The organism is Pseudoxanthomonas sp. OG2, from assembly GCF_014192765.1.
Lineage (GTDB): Bacteria > Pseudomonadota > Gammaproteobacteria > Xanthomonadales > Xanthomonadaceae > Pseudoxanthomonas_A > Pseudoxanthomonas_A beigongshangi.
The window spans coordinates 2,855,700-2,874,328 of record NZ_JACHYM010000001.1 but is presented as its reverse complement, the minus strand read 5'-3'; the positions used below and the strand labels follow the sequence as shown (position 1 = coordinate 2,874,328).

The 18,629-nt window shown below is 66.5% G+C and carries 22 protein-coding genes; 13 read left to right on the top strand and 9 right to left on the bottom strand.

The genetic code is table 11. The annotated features are described in order from the left end of the window. Window positions 1–153 precede the first annotated feature (153 nt). Both groL and groES read right to left on the bottom strand, forming a co-directional pair. Window positions 154–1,794 (bottom strand): chaperonin GroEL, encoded by a 1,641-nt coding sequence (groL, locus tag FHW78_RS13125; RefSeq protein WP_183641000.1) that lies wholly within the window; start codon window positions 1,792–1,794, stop codon window positions 154–156. A gap of 140 nt (window positions 1,795–1,934) precedes the next feature. Further along, entirely contained in the window at window positions 1,935–2,225 is a 291-nt protein-coding gene (gene groES / locus FHW78_RS13120) for a co-chaperone GroES (RefSeq protein WP_183640997.1), read from the bottom strand. A gap of 194 nt (window positions 2,226–2,419) precedes the next feature. Between groES and FHW78_RS13115 the strand changes: the two genes are divergently transcribed. The 5 genes from FHW78_RS13115 to FHW78_RS13095 are packed head-to-tail and all read left to right on the top strand — an operon-like array spanning window position 2,420 to window position 6,331. Then, complete coding sequence (locus tag FHW78_RS13115; RefSeq protein WP_141454182.1) at window positions 2,420–2,644, top strand: AbrB/MazE/SpoVT family DNA-binding domain-containing protein; 225 nt, start codon at window positions 2,420–2,422, stop codon at window positions 2,642–2,644. 2 nt (window positions 2,645–2,646) lie between these two features. After that, complete coding sequence (locus tag FHW78_RS13110) at window positions 2,647–3,045, top strand: type II toxin-antitoxin system death-on-curing family toxin (RefSeq protein ID WP_183640993.1); 399 nt, start codon at window positions 2,647–2,649, stop codon at window positions 3,043–3,045. A gap of 32 nt (window positions 3,046–3,077) precedes the next feature. Further along, window positions 3,078–3,410 carry a divalent-cation tolerance protein CutA gene (cutA, locus tag FHW78_RS13105; protein WP_183640990.1) on the top strand — a complete coding sequence of 111 codons (333 nt, stop codon included), beginning with the start codon at window positions 3,078–3,080 and terminating at the stop codon, window positions 3,408–3,410. A 3-nt stretch (window positions 3,411–3,413) separates the two neighbouring features. After that, window positions 3,414–5,738, top strand: a complete 2,325-nt coding sequence (locus FHW78_RS13100; protein WP_183640988.1) for a protein-disulfide reductase DsbD — start codon at window positions 3,414–3,416, stop codon at window positions 5,736–5,738. Continuing rightward, window positions 5,735–6,331, top strand: a complete 597-nt coding sequence (locus tag FHW78_RS13095; RefSeq protein ID WP_183640986.1) for a TlpA disulfide reductase family protein — start codon at window positions 5,735–5,737, stop codon at window positions 6,329–6,331. Before FHW78_RS13100 ends, FHW78_RS13095 begins: the two co-directional genes overlap by 4 nt. 404 nt (window positions 6,332–6,735) lie before the next feature. Here FHW78_RS13095 and FHW78_RS13090 read toward each other — a convergent pair whose 3' ends face one another. From FHW78_RS13090 to FHW78_RS13080, 3 genes are all read right to left on the bottom strand, one after another. Continuing rightward, window positions 6,736–7,770, bottom strand: a complete 1,035-nt coding sequence (locus tag FHW78_RS13090; RefSeq protein WP_183641421.1) for a DUF5694 domain-containing protein — start codon at window positions 7,768–7,770, stop codon at window positions 6,736–6,738. 178 nt (window positions 7,771–7,948) lie between these two features. Next, a complete protein-coding gene (locus tag FHW78_RS13085) occupies window positions 7,949–8,389 on the bottom strand; it encodes a hypothetical protein (protein WP_183640983.1) in 441 nt (146 codons plus the stop codon). A 134-nt stretch (window positions 8,390–8,523) separates the two neighbouring features. Continuing rightward, on the bottom strand, window positions 8,524–9,207 hold the full coding sequence (locus FHW78_RS13080) for a phytanoyl-CoA dioxygenase family protein (protein WP_183640981.1): 684 nt from the start codon (window positions 9,205–9,207) through the stop codon (window positions 8,524–8,526). 434 nt (window positions 9,208–9,641) lie between these two features. Between FHW78_RS13080 and FHW78_RS13075 the strand changes: the two genes are divergently transcribed. The 5 genes from FHW78_RS13075 to accC all read left to right on the top strand — a co-directional run bounded on the left by FHW78_RS13075 (window position 9,642) and on the right by accC (window position 12,926). Then, window positions 9,642–9,809 carry a hypothetical protein gene (locus tag FHW78_RS13075; RefSeq protein WP_183640978.1) on the top strand — a complete coding sequence of 56 codons (168 nt, stop codon included), beginning with the start codon at window positions 9,642–9,644 and terminating at the stop codon, window positions 9,807–9,809. Window positions 9,810–10,119: 310 nt separating this feature from the next. After that, window positions 10,120–10,560, top strand: coding sequence for a type II 3-dehydroquinate dehydratase (aroQ, locus tag FHW78_RS13070; protein ID WP_183640976.1), 441 nt, complete (start codon window positions 10,120–10,122; stop codon window positions 10,558–10,560). A gap of 61 nt (window positions 10,561–10,621) precedes the next feature. After that, window positions 10,622–11,101, top strand: a complete 480-nt coding sequence (gene accB, locus FHW78_RS13065) for an acetyl-CoA carboxylase biotin carboxyl carrier protein (protein WP_183640973.1) — start codon at window positions 10,622–10,624, stop codon at window positions 11,099–11,101. Between the two features lie 16 nt (window positions 11,102–11,117). Then, entirely contained in the window at window positions 11,118–11,504 is a 387-nt protein-coding gene (locus FHW78_RS13060; RefSeq protein ID WP_183640971.1) for a four helix bundle protein, read from the top strand. 54 nt (window positions 11,505–11,558) lie between these two features. Beyond that, the gene (gene accC, locus FHW78_RS13055; RefSeq protein WP_183640969.1) at window positions 11,559–12,926 is read left to right on the top strand and encodes an acetyl-CoA carboxylase biotin carboxylase subunit; all 1,368 of its coding nucleotides are present in this window, start codon (window positions 11,559–11,561) and stop codon (window positions 12,924–12,926) included. A 442-nt stretch (window positions 12,927–13,368) separates the two neighbouring features. On the opposite strand, the gene FHW78_RS13050 is transcribed toward accC, so the two are convergent. Further along, entirely contained in the window at window positions 13,369–13,734 is a 366-nt protein-coding gene (locus FHW78_RS13050) for a hypothetical protein (RefSeq protein ID WP_183640967.1), read from the bottom strand. Beyond that, the gene (locus tag FHW78_RS13045) at window positions 13,731–14,654 is read right to left on the bottom strand and encodes a hypothetical protein (protein WP_183640965.1); all 924 of its coding nucleotides are present in this window, start codon (window positions 14,652–14,654) and stop codon (window positions 13,731–13,733) included. The genes FHW78_RS13050 and FHW78_RS13045 overlap by 4 nt, the downstream gene beginning before the upstream one ends. A 99-nt stretch (window positions 14,655–14,753) precedes the next feature. Between FHW78_RS13045 and prmA the strand changes: the two genes are divergently transcribed. The 3 genes from prmA (at window position 14,754) to FHW78_RS13030 (ending at window position 16,746) form a co-directional block, all read left to right on the top strand. Next, window positions 14,754–15,677, top strand: a complete 924-nt coding sequence (prmA, locus tag FHW78_RS13040) for a 50S ribosomal protein L11 methyltransferase (protein WP_183640963.1) — start codon at window positions 14,754–14,756, stop codon at window positions 15,675–15,677. Between the two features lie 147 nt (window positions 15,678–15,824). After that, window positions 15,825–16,217: a helix-turn-helix transcriptional regulator gene (locus FHW78_RS13035; protein ID WP_181444175.1), complete on the top strand. Its 393-nt coding sequence runs from the start codon at window positions 15,825–15,827 to the stop codon at window positions 16,215–16,217. A gap of 145 nt (window positions 16,218–16,362) precedes the next feature. Further along, entirely contained in the window at window positions 16,363–16,746 is a 384-nt protein-coding gene (locus FHW78_RS13030) for a GFA family protein (protein WP_183640960.1), read from the top strand. Window positions 16,747–16,791: 45 nt separating this feature from the next. On the opposite strand, the gene FHW78_RS13025 is transcribed toward FHW78_RS13030, so the two are convergent. Both FHW78_RS13025 and FHW78_RS13020 read right to left on the bottom strand, forming a co-directional pair. Beyond that, the gene (locus FHW78_RS13025; protein WP_183640958.1) at window positions 16,792–17,271 is read right to left on the bottom strand and encodes a DUF4019 domain-containing protein; all 480 of its coding nucleotides are present in this window, start codon (window positions 17,269–17,271) and stop codon (window positions 16,792–16,794) included. Window positions 17,272–17,402: 131 nt separating this feature from the next. Continuing rightward, a complete protein-coding gene (locus FHW78_RS13020) occupies window positions 17,403–18,461 on the bottom strand; it encodes a serine hydrolase domain-containing protein (protein ID WP_183640956.1) in 1,059 nt (352 codons plus the stop codon). Between the last annotated feature and the right edge of the window lie 168 nt (window positions 18,462–18,629).

Here is an 18,629-nt window from a genome sequence, read left to right as displayed (position 1 = left end):
GCCTTCCGTTCATCATTCGGGAAGGGCAGAGGCGCCGATGGCAAAAGCTCGCGACTGACGTCGCTCCCACAGGAGAGGAGGTTGCCGGGCCCAAACAAAAACCCCGCCTTGCGGCGGGGTTTTTCGTCTTGCGGGTTTGCCTGGAGGGCCGGATCAGAAATCCATGCCGCCCATGCCGCCCATGCCACCGCCCGGCGGCATCGCCGGCTCGTCCTTCTTCGGAGCCTCGGCCACCATCGCTTCGGTGGTGATCATCAGGCCCGCGATGGACGCGGCGTTCTGCAGCGCGGTGCGGGTGACCTTGGTCGGATCCAGGATGCCGAATTCGACCATGTCGCCGAACTCGCCGTTGGCGGCGTTGTAGCCGAAGTTGCCCGAACCGTCCTTGACCTTGTTGACGATCACGGAGGGCTCTTCGCCGGCGTTGGTGACGATTTCGCGCAGCGGGGCTTCCATCGCGCGCAGGGCGATCTGGATGCCGTGGGTCTGGTCTTCGTTGATGCCCTTCAGGCCTTCGATGGCGGCCTTGGCACGGATCAGGGCGACGCCGCCGCCCGGGACCACGCCTTCCTCGACGGCCGCACGGGTGGCGTGCAGGGCGTCTTCAACGCGCGCCTTCTTTTCCTTCATCTCGACTTCGGTGGCGGCACCGACCTTGATGACGGCCACGCCGCCGGCCAGCTTGGCCACGCGCTCCTGCAGCTTCTCGCGGTCGTAGTCCGAAGAGGTCTCTTCGATCTGCGCCTTGATCTGCTTGATGCGCGCTTCGATGGCGGAGGTGTCGCCGGCGCCGTCGATGATGGTGCTGTTTTCCTTCGAGACCTGCACCTTCTTGGCGCGGCCCAGATCCTTGATGGTGGCCTTCTCCAGCGACAGGCCCACTTCCTCGGAGATCACGGTGCCGCCGGTCAGCACGGCCATGTCTTCCAGCATCGCCTTGCGACGGTCGCCGAAGCCCGGGGCCTTCACGGCCACGACCTTGACGATGCCGCGGATGGTGTTGACGACCAGGGTCGCCAGCGCTTCGCCTTCCACTTCCTCGGCGACGATCAGCAGCGGCTTGCCGGCCTTGGCCACGCCTTCCAGCACGGGCAGCAGGTCACGCACGTTGGAGATCTTCTTGTCGTGCAGCAGGATGAACGGGTCATCCAGGTCGGCGGTCATCGACTGCTGGTTGTTGACGAAGTATGGCGACAGGTAGCCGCGGTCGAACTGCATGCCTTCGACGACGTCCAGTTCGTTGTCCAGGCCCGAGCCTTCCTCGACGGTGATCACGCCTTCCTTGCCGACCTTCTTCATCGCGTCGGCGATGATGTTGCCGATCGACTCGTCGGAGTTGGCGGAGATGGTGCCGACCTGGGCGATGGCCTTGTCGTCGGCGGTGGGCTTGCTGATCTTCTTCAGCTCGGCCACGGCGGCGATCACGGCCTTGTCGATGCCGCGCTTCAGATCCATCGGGTTCATGCCGGCGGCGACCGCCTTGGAACCTTCGCGGATCAGCGCCTGCGCCAGCACGGTGGCGGTGGTGGTGCCGTCACCAGCGTTGTCGGAGGTCTTGGAAGCGACTTCCTTGACCATCTGCGCGCCCATGTTCTCGAACTTGTCGGCCAGTTCGATTTCCTTGGCGACGGAAACGCCGTCCTTGGTGATGGTCGGGGCGCCGAAGCTCTTCTCGAGCACGACGTTGCGGCCCTTCGGGCCGAGGGTGGCCTTGACGGCGTTGGCGAGCACGTTGACGCCGCGCACCATGCGCGAACGAGCGTCTTCACCGAAACGGATGTCCTTTGCAGCCATGGGTATTAACTCCGGGATTCGATATTGGGGATTGGGGATTCGATGGGTTGGCGGGAGGCGGAATGGGTCGGGATGCGATCAGCGCAGAAGTCGCGCTTGTCCGAATCCCGAATCTCCAATGCCGAATCCCGCCTCGGCGATCAGCCGAGGATCGCGAAGATGTCGTCTTCCTTCACGACCAGGTAGTCGGTGCCGTCCAGCTTCACTTCGGTGCCGCTGTACTTGCCGAACAGGACCTTGTCGCCGACCTTCACCTTCGGGGCGCGCACGTTGCCGTTGTCCAGGACCTTGCCTTCGCCGACGGCGACGACTTCACCCTTGATCGGCTTCTCGGTGGCCGAGTCCGGAATCACGATGCCGCCCGCGGACAGCTTCTCTTCTTCCATACGCTTGATGACCACGCGGTCGTACAGCGGCTTGATATTGCTCATTTCAATCCTCTTTAAGTGATTGATTGGACAGGGAAAGGTTGGCGATGTTAGCACTCGGTACCCGAGAGTGCCAGCAACGCGGGCAAACAAACCCCGGCGAACCGGGATTGCGCTGAGATGGGGCCCGGGCCGGGCCTTTCAAGGGCCGGAACCGAAATTTGATCTTCGGCCGTATTACGTCTGTAATTACGTCCATGAAAACGCTCAAGCTCAACCGCATCGGCAATTCCGTTGGCCTGGTCCTGCCCCGGGACGTGCTGTCGCGGCTGAAAGTAGCCGAAGGCGACACCCTCTATCTGACCGAGGCGCCGGACGGTTACCGCCTGACTCCGTTCGATCCCGAGTTCGCGCGGCAGATGGATGCGGCCGAGCAGATCATGCGCGAGAACCGCGACGTCCTGCGCAAGCTGGCCGAGTAGCCATGCGCGAACCGGTCTGGTTGCTGGAGTCGGTGATGGAAGCCGCCCACCTGCAGCAGTTGGCCGAACACGGCGGCCCGTCCGGCGTCCGCGACCCGCACCTGCTGAGCAGCGCGCTGGCGCGTCCGCGGCAGGTATTCGCCTACGGCGACGGGGTGGATCTGGCGGCGCTGGTGGCGGCCTACGCCCACGGCATCGCGCGCAACCATCCCTTCGTCGACGGCAACAAGCGCACGGCGCTGATTGCCCTGTTGCTGTTCCTGCGGCTCAACGGCCAGGACCTCGTCGCTCCGCCGATGGATCGCTATCTGATGACGATGGCGCTGGCGGCCGGCGATTTGAACGAGACCCAACTGGCCGACTGGATCCGGTCCCGACTCCAACCTTTTCCGGCGCCCTGAACCGGCGCCCACGCTGCGATAATCGCCTGCCTATGTCCGTCCTGATCGCCTTCTGCACCTGCCCCGATGCCGACAGCGCCCGTCGCCTGGCCGGGACGCTGGTGGAAGAGCGGCTGGCGGCATGCGTGAACATCCTGCCCGGGATGACCTCGGTCTACCGCTGGCGGGACGCGGTGGAGACCACCGACGAGGTCCAGCTGATCATCAAGACCACCGCCGTACGCCTGCCGGCGCTGGCGGCCCGGCTGGCCGAGCTGCATCCCTACGAACTCCCCGAGCTGCTGGCGGTCCAAGCCGCCGCCGGCCTGCCCGCCTACCTGGCCTGGGTGACGGCGGAGACGAGCGAGCCCCGAGAGGAATCCTGACCGATGACGTGGTTGTCCCGCCTGCTGGCCCTGGGCCTGCTGTCCTTCGCCTGCGCCGCGCAGGCCCAGATCCGCCCGCAGGACCTGCCTCCGGTCGACGAAGTGTTCGTCCCCAGCGTGACCGCGCCCAGCCGCGACCGCATCGAGGTCAACTGGAAGATTGCCGACGGCTACTACCTGTACCGGCATCGCACCGGGGTCGAGGTGAGCGCCGGCGGTTTCACCGCCAAGCCGCTGCAACTGCCCAAGGGCAAGGCCTACCGCGACGAGTTCTTCGGCGACGTGGAAACCTATCGCGGCAGCCTGACCGCGGTGCTGCCCGGCCAGGCGGGCGCGGACGCCGATACGGTCACCCTCAAGATCAAGTACCAGGGCTGCGCCGACGCCGGCATCTGCTATCCGCCGCAGGTCCGCAACCTCACCGTGAACCTGCCCGGCGGCGCGCCCGCGGCGGCGGCGAACGATGCCGGCGGCTTCGTGCCGCTGGGTTCGTTGACCGGAGGCGGCTCGTCGCTGCTGGGTGGCGGCAAGGGCGCGGTCGATGCCGCGCCGCTGCCGCAGGATCGCGCCTTCGCGGTGGAAGCCATCGCCTTCGATGGCAACCAGTTGCTGCTGCGCTTCACCCCGGCGCGTGGCTACTACGTCTATCGCGACCGCACCTCGATGGCGCTGGAAGGCGCGTCCGGCATTGGCCTGCAGAAGCCGCGCTGGCCCAAGGGTCAGGCCTATCACGACGAACACTTCGGCGATGTCATCGTCTACTTCGATCAGGCCGAAGTCCCGGTGCCGCTGAAGCGCGATCACGCCAACGCCGCCAAAGCCACCCTGCGGGTGACCTTCCAGGGCTGCCAGACCGGCGGCATCTGCTATCCGCCGATGACCCGCCGGATCGCGCTGTCGATTCCGGCCGGCAAGGTGACCCCGCCGGCCGAAGCCGCTGCCTCCGAAGCGCCGGCAGCGCTGCCCCCGTCGAATGGCGCGGCGGTCGCGGATACCGCCGGCACGGACGCATCCACTACCGAAACACCCGCCGCCTCCGACACGGCCGCTTCCGCCGGTGCCACCACCACCGAGGTGCCACGCACGCGGCCGCCGGAAGACGCGCTGCGTCGCGCCTCCGGCACGCCGACCAGCCTGTGGCTGGCGCTGCTGCTGGCGCTGGGCGGTGGCCTGATCCTCAACCTGATGCCGTGCGTGCTGCCAGTGCTGTCGCTGAAGGCGCTGTCGCTGGCCGGCGGCGATCGGCCGAAGGCGCGCGCGCTCTGGTACACCGCCGGCGTGCTGCTGAGTTTCCTGGCGGTGGGCGGCGCGGCCATCGCGCTGCGCGCGGCCGGTCAGGCGCTGGGCTGGGGCTTCCAGTTGCAGCAACCGCTGGTGATCGGCGTGCTGGTGTACGTGGTGTTCGCGGTCGGCCTGAGCCTGTCGGGCGTGTTCGCCGTGGGTTACGGCCTGGCCGGCGCCGGCGATGGGCTGGCCCGCCGACACGGTCCGGCCGGTGATTTCTTCACCGGCGTGCTCGCGGTGGTGGTGGCCAGTCCGTGCACCGCGCCGTTCATGGGCGCGGCGCTGGCGTTCGCGTTCGCCGCGCCGGTGCCGCTGGCGTTGCTGGTATTCCTGATGCTGGGCGTCGGCCTGGCGCTGCCGTTCCTGCTGATCGGCTTCGTGCCGGCGCTGGCCAACCGCCTGCCGCGCCCGGGCGCGTGGATGGAAACGCTGAAGAAGGCGCTGGCCTTCCCGATGTACCTGACCGCCGTCTGGCTGCTGTGGGTGCTCGGCCGCCAGCGCGGCATCGACGCGGTCGCGCTGGTGCTGGTCGGGCTGGTGCTGCTGGCGGTCGCCGCGTGGTGGCTGCAACGCCTGCGCTGGCGCGCCGCGCCGGTGCAGCGCGTGCTGGCGGTGCTGGTGCTGGCCTCGGCCCTCGTGCCGCTGGTGATGGCGCATCGCCTGCCGCCGCCGGAACGTGCCGCGCCCGCCGAGACGCAGCACAGCGTCGCCTTTTCGCCGGAGCGATTGGCCGCGCTGCGCGCCGAGGGCAAGGTGGTGTTCGTCGACATCACCGCCGACTGGTGCGTGACCTGCAAGGCCAACGAGAAGACCGTGCTGGATCGCGAACCCTTCCGCAAGGCGCTGGCCGACGCCAACGGCGTGCTGATGCGCGGCGACTGGACCAATGTCGATGCCACCATCACCGCCTACCTGGAACAGCACGGCGCGGTCGGCGTGCCGCTGTACGTGGTGTATCCGCGCAACGGCGGCGAAGGTGAAGTGCTGCCGACGGTGCTGACCCAGTCCATGATCGAGGACGCACTGGCGAGGGCCGCGCGATGAAGGTCACTCCCGCGCGCGTGCTATGGGTGGCGGTGGCCGCCGGCGCGCTCGGCCTGCTGGCCAGCCATGCCTTCGACAGCGGCTGGCTGTGGCGCACCGAACCGGGACAGCAGGCGCTGCAGACCGTCGTCAACGCGACCGCGCCCACGCCGCCGCCCGGCGTGACCCCCGCCAAGGTGGGCGATCCGATGCCGAAGATCGCCCTGCCCGGCCCCGACGGAAAGACCGTGGACCTGGCGAGCTATCGCGGCCGTCCGCTGCTGATCAACGTATGGGCCAGCTGGTGCGGCCCGTGCATCAAGGAAATGCCGGAACTGGACCGCTTCGCCCGCGAACAGGGCACCGACGGCGTGCAGGTGATCGGCCTGGCGCTGGACACCTTGGAAGGCGTGAACGATTTCCTCGCCAAGGTGCCGGTGCAGTACCCGATCCTGCTGGACACGCCCGGCCCGGCCGACAGCAGCGTCTGGCTCGGCAACGCCAAGGGCGTGCTGCCCTACACCGTGCTGGTGGGCGCGGATGGGCGCATCCTCAAACAGAAGATCGGGCCCTTCGTGGAAGGCGAGATCACCGGCTGGGCGAGCAAGCATTAGCTTTTGCCTCCCCCTTGACCAGCCATTCGGCTGTTGAAAGCGAAAAAGGGGGACTGAGGGGGATTTGCTCTTTCTTCCGGCACCGCGCAAATCCCCCGTCACCCGCTACGCGGGTGCCCGGCCCTTTTCCGCTTTCAACAGCCGAATGGCGGGTCAAGGGGGCTATCAAGACCACGCGAGCTTTTTGCCTCCCCCTTTGCAAAAGGGGGACTGAGGGGGATTTGCTCTTTCTTCCAGCACCGCGCAAATCCCCCGTCACCCGCTAGCGCGGGTGCCCGCCCCCTTTTTCAAAGGGGGCTATCAGGTCGCGCGAGCTTTTACCTCCCCCTTTGCAAAAGGGGGATTGAGGGGGATTTGCTTTTCTCTTCCAGCACTACGCAAATCCCCCACCGCCCACTCACCCTCTACTCCAACACCGCCTGCACATCCACGATGCTCACCCCCGGCATCTGCCCCAGCCATTGATCGAACCAGGGTTTGTGCGACGCACCGACAATGTTGAGCACGCGCTGCCCCGGCCGATCACGCACCGTCTCCAGGATATTGGCGACCATGCGCAGGTTGCGGATTTCCCAGCCGTTGACCCAGATCTGCGGATAGTGCTGCGGCGACTGCGCACCCAACGGGCCACGCAGATTGTTCTCAGCATAGATCCACGACACCTCGGGCTGGTTGATGTAGCGATACAGCGGCAGCAGGTCCGGCGCCTTGATCAGGCGGTCCTGCTCGGCGATGGCCTGCTCCAGCTTCGTGCGATCGGTCTTCCATGCCGCCATCACCGCTTCGCCAAAGGCCTTGGTGTCCGCGATCTGATGGCTGTCGCCGGTGTGATCGTCAATGGGATGCACACGCTCCAGCCCCAGCCTGGCCGCCAGCCGCGCGCCGATCTGGAAGCTCTCGTTGTTGCGCGTTTCCAGTTCCCGCAACGCCTGCACCAGCGTCTCGTCCAGACCGTCACCGACGCGGCGCTCGCCCGCCGGCAGCCGCAGCCATTGCACGTAGGCCGACGCCGGGTCGCTGGCGGCCAGGAACAGCGCGGCCAGATGCCGGCGCTGCGCGGGCGCCGGATTCGCCGGCCACGCGGCCAGCGCCTTGTTCACCCCGGCAATCGCGGCGGGAATATCCAGGCCCGTGGCCGCCTTGGCCTTGTCCGTGCTCCGGCAGTAGTCCTCGCCGTATACGGTGGGATGGCGCGCGGCCAGATCGCACTGCTCACCGCCAATCGCCTCGATGGTGATGACCTGCGGCTTGAACGCGGCCAGCTTGTCCAGCAGCGGCGCCAGCGCCTCCACCTTGGAATCCTTCTGCTCGCGCAGGTGGACCGACCCCAGCACCAGCATCTGCGTGCGCGGCCCGACCATGTCGTCATCGAGCGTGGTCAGGTTCTGGGCATGGGCCAGTAAAGGCGCACCGCCCACCAGACAAGCCATCAGCATCATCGTCTTGCGCATCCATCCGTCCTCGGTTGTATTCCCGGACAGTGCGATGCACGAAGAGGTGGCAGGGTTTAAATCCGGACCGAAGCGGATGATGTGCGAGGCGCGCGCATCACCGCTGGCTGCACACATGACGGCACGCGGGGAAAGCCCATCTTCCCCGGCATGCCGCACACCCACATCAGCGCATCGCGCGCTTGCGTTTCAGCAGCTTCCGCTTGGGGCCATCGCCGGGTTGGGCCGGAGTGACCGAGATCCACTCGGACTGGTTCATGATGCGATCGACCTGGCGTTCCATGTTTTCAAAACTGGCGTACCAGCGGTGGATGGCCATGGTGGGTTCGTTGTGTTCGTCGCCACCGCAGGCGGCGCTGAGGCAGCCCATCAGGTTGAGCTGGCTGCGCAGTTGTTTCAGTTCGTAGATGGCCGCTTCGGAAAAGAAATAGCCGGTGCGGGGCAAAGCGGGCGTAGCAGACTCTGAACTCATTGGTAGTACTCCAAATTTCTTCGATGGCTTTACGTTACGAAGGAGTTTTGGAGCTCCGGTGACGAGTTTGCCTTCGCCATCGAACGCGTTCAATGCTTTGGCGTTCAATGTTATGCAGATGACGAGATATGCCATCCACCGTCATTCGGTGAGAAACAAACATCTCACGCAGACACTTCCCCGAGTGGATCCATTGCCATTCGCCACACGAACGCCATCCAGCGTCCGCTGTCATCGTTGTTGGGATAACTATGCGCTGTACGATTTCATCACTCGCCCATGAAGTAGCGCGTGGTCGCCATCATGCGTACCTGTGCCGTCGTGTTGACCGATGGCGTGTGCAGCGTGCGCAGGTCCATCAGGAACACGTCGCCGGCGCGCCCCGACATTTCCACGAGCCGGATGCCAAGACCGGCAAGGTCCCGCTCCAGATCCGTCGACGCCCTGAGCACTCGCCTCAACGCCGGCATCGCATCGGCGCCGAGCCGATGGGATCCGGCCAGCGCCAGCGTCGCTCCCCCGTGGGGGGTCACGTCATCGATGAGGAAGAACGCCTGGATGCCGGGGATCGGGCCGTCCGCATCCGCCCCCACATCCACGTGCCAGTTCAGGCCTTGCAGTGTCCAGGTCCCCTGCTTCACGGGCGACAGCAACAATTGCGTGTCCTGGACGCCGGACGGCGTGCGTCCACCGAGGTGCGCGACCCCCTGCCTCAGATCCGGTGTCGCCAGTGTTTCGTGCAGGCCCGGCAGCTTCACCAGCGCGGACAACCGGCCGATCTGCTGGAAGACCGGCAGGGCCCGCAGCGACGCTGATACGCCGCGTCCCGCGTGCACGCGCTTCAACTCGAGATCCAGTGCCCGCTTGAGCGCCGCCAGCCGGGTCCGCGGATGGAATCCCTCCAGGCGCAGGCAGCCCTGTGCCGCGAAGTGGTCCGGATCGATGAATTTCATTGCAAATCGAATGACCGTTTTGAGACTGGGCGACGAACTCCGCTCCAAGATCATCTCGTTCGATTTTGAGACAAGAGGCGCCGGGGGTGTGCCGGGACGAGCTTGTCTGGCCCGCCCTACTTTGAAATCTGAGTTATACAACCGTCTCTGTCCTTAGTTGTATAACTCGGACTATCCGTCATGACCGCGCTCTATCGCGAACTCCCGGCAGGCGCCCAGGCCGCCTGCGGCGAAGCCTATGAAGCGACCCACCATGCGGAACTGCACCGGAGCATGGCCCCCCTGTCGGGCTCCTTTCAGTCCAAGTCCATCAAGGGCAAGCGTGGTACTTCGCCTAGTTGGACGGCAGGGCCCGTCAGATTTACGTGAGGCCGGCGTCCGACCATGTCGAGTCGCTCAAAGACCTCGAATAAGCCGGCACCGTGATCGAATGCATGCTCGACCAGGAGTATGTGGATGCGCTGCAGGCATCGGTCGCGGACCTCCTTGAACGCGGCAGCGGCTGGCGCTCCCGGTTCGATACGGCGATCAAGCGCCTGTCCGCGCGCCACGCCGCCATCGCCGCGCGCTTCGTCGCGGACGTCAGCAGCCAAGCTCAATAGGCGCCCGCTGGCCCGAGGGGCCCAGACGCATCCACCCCGCCTTCTCCGGCGAACATGCCGTCAACGCACGGTTCTCCGCCACCACCTGAAACTCCCGGTCCCGGGAAGTCCGCAGCCTGTTTGGCGTCACGGACCCACCGGCCTCCGGCCCCCCTTGTCGCGGGCCTGCCCGCGCGAAACGTCCATCCACCAAGCCTTGCGCGCGTGGGGCTCCGAAAATTCAAACATCCGTTTAAAACGCCAACAACTTCGGCGATCTGGACAGGATCGCCGGCTTCGCGCAGACTGCCGCCCTCCCGTCGGAGCGCCCATGGCTAAACTGCTGGTCCTGCATGGTCCCAACCTCAACCTGCTCGGCACCCGCGAGCCGGAGGTGTACGGCCATGCCACGCTGGCGGACATCGACGCGGCCCTGCTGGCGCAGGCGCAGGCGGTGGGCCATGAGCTGTCCAGCTTCCAGTCCAATGCCGAGCATCTGCTGGTGGACCGGGTCCAGGCGGCCCGCACGGATGGTACCGCCTTCATCCTGATCAATCCGGCCGCCTTCACCCACACCTCGGTCGCCCTGCGCGACGCGCTGGCGGCGGTGGCCCTGCCCTTCATCGAAATCCACCTGTCCAACCCGCACCGCCGCGAGCCGTTCCGCCACCACAGCTATTTCAGCGATCTGGCGGTCGGCGTGGTCTGCGGGTTCGGCGCCGACAGTTACCGCTACGCGCTGGATGCCGCGCTGGCGCGATTGTCCGGCTGACCCTTTCCGACCTTTTCCTTTTCGTTCCCCGCCTGGGAACCCGCTCAACCAAGAGGCCCCTATGGATCTCCGCAAAATCAAGAAACTGATCGACCTGCTGGAAGAGTCGAACCTCGCCGAAATCGAAATCAAGGAAGGCGAGGAATCCGTGCGCCTGGCGCGCGTGCCCAAGGGCGGCCTGGTCGCCGCCGCGCCGGCCCCGGTGTACGCCCCGGTCGAGGCCCGCCCGGCCGCGCCGATGCCGATGAGCTCGCCCACCGAGGCCTCGACCGGCGGAGCCGCCAAGGCCGGCGGCAACCTGCCCGAAGGCCACGTGATGCGCGCGCCGATGGTCGGCACCTTCTACGCCTCGGCCTCGCCGGACAAGCCGGCGTTCGTCAGCGTCGGCCAGGCCGTCAAGGCCGGCGACACCCTGGCGATCATCGAGGCGATGAAGATGTTCAACCCGATCGAAGCCGACGTCTCCGGCACCATCCAGGCCATCCTGGCCGAGAACGGCCAGCCGGTGGAGTTCGATCAGCCGTTGTTCGTGATCGGCTGATCAACGGGAATCGGGAATGGAGAATCGGGAATCGTCCAAGCGGCCGCACGAGCGGCTGGAAGTGTGGCGGGACTCGATGGATCTGGTGGAAATGGCTTACCAGTTGTCCGCCCACTTTCCCGATTCGGAACGCTTCGGCCTGACCGCGCAGCTCCGGCGTTCGGCCGTCAGCATTCCTTCCAACATCGCCGAGGGTGCCGCCCGCCGTTCGACGGCCGAATATCTGAGGTTTCTTTCGATCGCACGAGGTTCGTTGTCGGAACTGGATACGCAACAGCAAATCGCCGTTCGCCTGGGATTTGTCGATGCATCGCCGGAACTGGAAGCACTCATCGACCGGATATTCGCCAAGCTCACCGCCCTCATGAACGCCATCGGCAAGCCACAGGTGGAGCCCGCATGAACCGCACTGCCTTTTACGATTCCCCATTCTCCATTCCCCATTCCCGGCCTTCCCATGCTCGATAAAGTCGTCATCGCCAACCGGGGTGAAATCGCGCTGCGCATCCTGCGCGCGTGCCACACCCTGGGCATCCGCACGGTGGCCGTGCATTCCACGGTCGACCGCAACCTCAAGCACGTGGCCATGGCCGACGAGTCGGTCTGCATCGGTCCGGCGCCGTCGTCGGAGAGTTACCTCAACATCCCGGCGATCATCGCCGCGGCCGAGGTCACCGACGCCCAGGCCATCCATCCCGGCTACGGCTTCCTGTCGGAGAACGCCGACTTCGCCGAGCGGGTGGAGCAGTCCGGCTTCATCTTCATCGGTCCCAAGGCCGACACCATCCGCCTGATGGGCGACAAAGTGGAAGCGATCCGCGCGATGAAGGCCGCCGGCGTGCCGTGCGTGCCCGGTTCGGGCGGTCCGCTGGGCGACGACATCGTCGCCAACACCAAGATCGCCCGCGAGATCGGCTATCCGGTGATCATCAAGGCGGCCGGCGGCGGCGGCGGTCGCGGCATGCGCGTGGTGCACGCCGAGGCCGCGCTGAGCAACGCCATCGCCACCACCAAGTCGGAGGCCAAGGCGGCGTTCGGCAACGATCAGGTGTACATGGAGAAGTTCCTGGAGAATCCGCGCCACGTGGAAATCCAGGTGCTGGCCGACGGCCAGGGCAACGCCATCCACCTGGGCGAGCGCGACTGCTCGATGCAGCGCCGCCACCAGAAGGTGGTGGAGGAAGCGCCCGCGCCCGGCATCACCGAGGCGCAGCGCGCCGAAATCGGCAAAGTCTGCGTGGAAGCCTGCCTGCGCATCGGCTATCGCGGCGCCGGCACGTTCGAGTTCCTGTACGAGAACGGCCGCTTCTACTTCATCGAAATGAACACCCGCATCCAGGTGGAGCATCCGGTCACCGAACGCATCACCGGCATCGATCTGGTCTGCGAGCAGCTGCGCATCGCCGCCGGCCGCAAGCTGACCATCAAGCAGGAGGACATCGTCCTGCGCGGCCATGCCATCGAATGCCGCATCAACGCCGAGGATCCGGAAACCTTCATGCCCAACCCGGGCCTGATCCAGCACTTCCATCCGCCGGGCGGCCCCGGCGTGCGCGTGGACACCCACATCTACGAGGGTTACCGCGTGCCGCCGAACTACGATTCGATGATCGGCAAGCTGATCGTGCATGGCCCGGATCGCGAAACCGCCATCGCCCGCATGCGGGTGGCGCTGAGCGAGATGGTGGTCGACGGCATCAAGACCAACATCCCGCTGCAGCAGCGGATCATGCGCGACCAGGGCTTCCAGGCCGGCGGCCAGAACATCCACTACCTGGAAAAGCGCCTGGCCGAACGCAAGAACAAGTCGATCGCGCTGGTGTGATCGAAGCCTCTTCCCACTTCCCTGTGGGAGCGACGTAAGTCGCGAAGAGACCCGGCCCGGAGCGGAAACGCTTCGGGCCGTTTCGTTTGGGGCGAGGGTTTGCGAGCCAGGTGATATCACGGTCGCGACTGACGTCGCTCCCACAGCGCGGGGTTAAGCGCTTTTCGTGCTGCATGCCCTTCATGGCACCACGCCAGCCGGCGAGTTGATCGCGCCGGCCTGACGTCACCCTTCTACTGTCTTGTGGGAGCGACGTAAGTCGCGAAGAAACCCGACCCGGAGCGGAAACGCTTCGGCCGTTTCGTTTGGTGCGGTGAGTCTGCGAATCGAGTGATAGCACGGTCGCGACTGACGTCGCTCCCACAGCGCGGGGTTCATGCAAAAAGGGCGGCTTCCTTGCGGGAGCCGCCCTTTTTGCATGACCTGTCGCCGTGGTATCGGTTCAGCGCTTCTCGTGCTGCGTGCCCTTCACCGGCATCACGCCGGTCGGCGAGAGCGGGTCGACGATGCGCAGGGTTTCGCTGGAGCCGTCCGGCCAGGTGACTTCCAGGGTCGTGCCGGCCGGCAGCGCCGAGAACGGCGCGCCGCTGCGCGCGCGGTACAGCGCGACCATCTGGGCCGCGCCGATCGCGCGATCTTCCTGCGAGGCCCGCACGCCGGCGGGCGTGCGCTGCAGATCGCGGTACGGCGTGTCCATGGCGTTGATCACCACGGTGGCGGCGGCGGCGGCGTAGGTGACGAACACCAGCATCCACAGCCAGATGTGGGGCCTTGGCAAAAACCGGTTGCGGTTCGATGGGTGGTTCATTGGATTGCTCTCCTGCCCGACAGCAGACTATCGACCATCTCGTTCAAGTTCTCGACACCTTGTCGCGGAACGCCGGCGTCCACGACGAATGCGGGGAAATCCTGCGACGGGTCCCGCGAACAGATGCCGCCGTGGGCGCAATAGGCGGTCATCAGATTACCTTGCGGACGGCAATCCAGCCCCAGTCGGCAGGCGGCGATCTGCCAGGCCACTTCCGACAGCCAGGTACCGGACACGCCACCGAGTTCGGCTTCCGTGCCGCTGGCGGCCAGGCCCATCGCCCGCGACAGCGCCAGGAAGGCCTGCGGGTCGCCGGAGGCGGTGACCCGCGCGACCAGCGCGCTGCGGTAGCCGGCGTCCTCCGACATCGGTTCGCCATCGGCCAGCAGCGCGGCCTCGGCGGCCAGGCTGCCGGCCTTGGCGGCCTGCACCCGCGCTTCGTGGACACTGCGCGAGGACAGCCCGTCCTCGGGCATGAAACGCGCGCAGCGCGCGCTGACCCGCTCGCGCGCGTCGGCCATGGTCGCAGCGTTGGAGACATCCAGCGCCGCGATGGCGCGGGTATCGCGGGCATAGCCGGCCGGGTTGCTGGCGAAGCCGGCGCAGTAGTCGTGCACCCGGCTCAGCATCCACCAGGCATCGGCGTCGCCGGCGCGCGCCTGCAGCGCCAGCTGCTGCGCATACACGAACAGATCCGGCGTGGTTTCGAATTCGCGCCGGCTGTCGAAGGCCAGCGCGGTCGGCGAGGATTCCTCGATCCGGCGCGCCGGCCGGGCGGCCGGTGCCGGTTCGTCGCTGGCGTCGGCGACCGGCGCCACGATCGGCGCGGCGGCATTCCGCGCGCCCTGCGCCCACCACCATGCACCCGCCGTGCCGAGCACGCAGGCGCATACGAGTACCCAGGGGAGCATGCGAGGCATCTCGCGATTATCCGTGGCCGCGCGGGGGGTTTCAACGCGGCCAGGCCTTGCCGGGCCGCGTGCGACAATACGCGCCCGAACCGCATTTTTACGCCTTCCATGCCCTATCTCGAGCTCACCTTGCGCTGCCGCGAATCTGAACAGCCGCGTTACGAGAATGCCCTGGAGGACGTGGGCGCGCTGTCGGTGACCCTGCTGGACGCCGACGCCGATACCGGCAACGAGCGGGCCATCCTGGAACCGGGCGTCGGCGAGACCCCGCTGTGGCATTCGCTGGTGCTGACCGCGCTGTTCCCCGCCGATACCGATGCGCTGATCCTGCTGGCCGCGCTGGAAGCCTTCGATCCCGGCCTGGACTGGACCGACGCGGCCTTCCGCACGGTCGAGGACGAGGACTGGGAACGCGCCTGGCTGGATCAGTTCAAGCCGATGCAATTCGGCGCACGCACCTTCATCGTGCCCTGGAACCACGAACTGCCCGAGGAAGCGCGTACCGACGACGCCGCGGTGGTGCGGCTGGATCCGGGCCTGGCGTTCGGTTCCGGCACCCATCCGACCACCGCGCTGTGCCTGCGCTGGCTGGACGGCCTGGCCGGCGACGGCGAGCTGGCCGGACGCACCGTGCTGGATTTCGGTTGCGGCTCGGGCATCCTCGCGCTGGCCGCGCTGAAGCTGGGCGCGGCGGCGGCGGTGGGCGTGGACAACGATCCACAGGCGCTGATCGCAACTACCGACAACGCCGGGCGCAACGAAGTGGGCGATCACCTGTCGGTGTTCCTGCCGGAAGACGAGCCGGTGGCGCGCTATCCGATCGTGGTCGCCAACATCCTGGCCTCGGCACTCGACGCACTGGCCGAAACCCTGGCCGATCGTGTCGCGCCGGGTGGACGCATCGCGCTGTCGGGCATCCTGCACGGGCAGGAGGCGGATCTGCTGGAGCGCTACTCGCCGTGGTTCGAATCGCTGCGCGCCGAACGCGAGGACGACTGGATGCGCATCGATGGCATCCGCCGCTCAGCGTGAGGCGAATATCTTTCGCCGCCAACTAATGTGAGTGGCGTAATTTTCACCATGTTAGAATCACTAACAATCCGCCAGAGCCAGTGTTACTGACCTCACTTGCATGGAGGACCGGCTATATCGGTTTCCCCTTCGTCCTCCCATGCCGACATCGTGAGCAACAAGCTGTACCTGAGGGTCCGACAGGCCCGTGAACACGCCGGTCTGACCCAGGAACAACTCGCGGTCGAACTGAGCCTGACCCGCAGCGCGATCGCCCAGTGGGAAATGGTCGACGGCACCTGTCCGTCGGTCGAGAACATGATCGCCCTGGCCATCCGCACCGGCATGGGTTTCGAATTCCTCGCCACCGGCCGCGGCCCGGCCTTCATCGACAAGCCCAACCCGCACGTCGGCGAGGACGGTGCCGGCTACGGCAAGGATCTCAGCGAGCAGCAGCGCCGCCTGCTGGAACGTTTCGACAGCCTCTCGCCACGTCAACGCACCGGCCTGCTGGATCTGATCGGCGACGGCGGCAAGCGTCCGCGCAAGCGCCGGCGCTAACCGCAGTTCTCCGTCGCGCTGCCGCGCCGCGCCTTGCCCGCGGCGGTTTCCCGCCCTAGGCTGCGTTTTCCCGGCAGCGGCGGCCGCCGTCACCGGGCCACGGGAATCCACCGGAAATTTCCGGCATCACGCGCGGGAGAGCGGCATGCAAACGCATCGGGGCAGTTGCCATTGTGGACGCATCACCTTCGAGTTCGACGGCGAGGTGGGCGTCGCCATCGAATGCAACTGCTCGATCTGCCGGCGCAAGGGCGCGCTCTGGCATGGCACGGACGACGCGCATTTCCGCCTGCTGTCCGGCGAATCCGAACTGGGCACCTACCGGTTCGGCACCCAGACCGCCGCCCATTACTTCTGCCGGCACTGCGGCGTCAGCCCCTTCAGCCATCCCCGTATCGCCCCGGCGATGTGGGTGGTGAACCTGCGCTGCGTGGACGAAGTGGATCTGTCGGCGTTGAAAGTGTTTCCGTTCGACGGACAGAACTGGGAAGCGGCCGCGCAGCAGTTCCTGAAAGCGCGCGCCGGCTGAGTCTCTCGCAGCGCGAGTGATGCGTGCTGGCCGGTCCGTGCGGTGCTAACCCGCGTCGGCGGTGAAATTGACCTGCTTGTGGACGAAGTAGCCGATGATCATCCAGCGGCCCCCATGCCGCTGCATGACTACCTTCTCGGTACCGGTCGCGCCGTCCGCACGCCTGATGTACTGCACCACGACATACTCGCCTTCGGGCACCCGCGTATCCACGCGGGTACTGAAGCCGAAGCCCTGCAACTTGCGTCCCTCGGGAAGCACCATCTTGCGCGTCAGCTTCAGCGTGTTGACCCAGACGAACTCGCTGGTCATGTCCTTCAACGCCGGGCCCGCTTCTTCCCAGGTCTTCTGATACTGCTGGCTGTCGATCAGGGCCAGATAGCCTTCGGCGGCCTTCCGCGCCGCTTCCCGTTCCTCGGCGGTTCCGGCCGTGGGCGCGGGCAACTTTTCTTCCTGCGACGGCGTGAACGAGACCCGGCACCCCGCCAACAACACCAGCAGCGCGAACAGCGCGATCCTTCCCATCACCCTTCCTTCCCCTGACACTGATCGAACCAGCGGATCCGGTTCGTCCCCGCATTGGAGCCTAAGGTCGGCGACCGGGCTTCGCAACCGTGCGCCATAAGCAACACGTGGATTCGTCCCGCATGGGGTGACTATGGACGCAGCGTCGGCCAGCCCAGCACCGGGTGCGGACCGGGGAGGTAGGTCTCCAGCAGCTCCGACGCCAGCGACAGGCCGTTGTCGCTGTTGGTGAACCAGAGCACCCCGCGCCGTTGCGCCGGGCAGGCCATGAAGAACGACTGGAAGCCGTTGTTGATGCCGTGATGGAACAGGCAGTCGCCTTGCGTATGTTCCTCCAGCCCCACGCCCAGGCCCCAGCCCAGCGCGTAGGCCGCATCCACTTCGGCCGTGCGCGCGCGCAGCCGCGCCTGCGCCGAGCCGGGTACCGCCAGCATGAGCGCCCGCACAAAGCGCGCGTAGTCGGCCGGTGTGGTGTACAGCGAGGCCGCCGCGATGGGGCGGCGGAAGCGCATCGCTTCCAGCGGCTTGCCCTGCTTGTCGTAGCCGGTGGCGATGCGATCGGCATAGTCGTCGCGCCAGACGAAGCTGCTGTCGCGCATGCCCAGCGGCGTGAACACCCGCTCGACCGCCAGCGCCGGCAACGATTCACCGGTGATGTGTTCCAGCACCGTCGCCAGCAACGAGAAACCCTCGCCCGAATATTTCCATTCCGTGCCCGGTTCGGCGGCGAACCGCAGCGGTTCGCCGAACGCCCAGTTCGGCAGCCCGCCGCGATGACTCAGCACCAGGCGCGCGGTGACCTTGCGCAGGCGCGGATCCTCGACGACATCCCACACCGGCTGGTCGCCCAGCAGCGCCTGATCGTGCCGATAAGGCCCATCCAGGTAATCCGCCAACGGGCGATCCAGATCCAGCTTTCCGTCATCGACCAGCGCCAGGGCGATCATCGCGGTGACCGGCTTGCTGAGCGAGGCGGCCTGGAACACCGTTTCGCTGGACATCGTGCGCTGGCCTGCGACATCGGCCATACCGCAGGCATCGATGTCCGTCCGCGCGTCCCGGAACGACACGATCACCGCGCCCGGCACCTGCGCACCCTTGCCGACGATAGCCGCCGGACACTCTCCGGCCTGCGCCGTCCCCAGCCACCCGCATCCCGCCAGTAACCATCCGGCCAGTCGAAACTTCATCACCGCTCCTCGTCAGCAACGACGCGCTGCCGCCGAACTTCAGCTCGGGGCGGCTCTCCGGTATCACCACTCTAGGAAGCCCGCCGGTGTGGCGCCATCGGCCAGAAGTCCCAGCCGCTTGTGGCAGGGGTGAAGAAGGGGAAGCGCGCGCGTCGAACATGCGCGTCC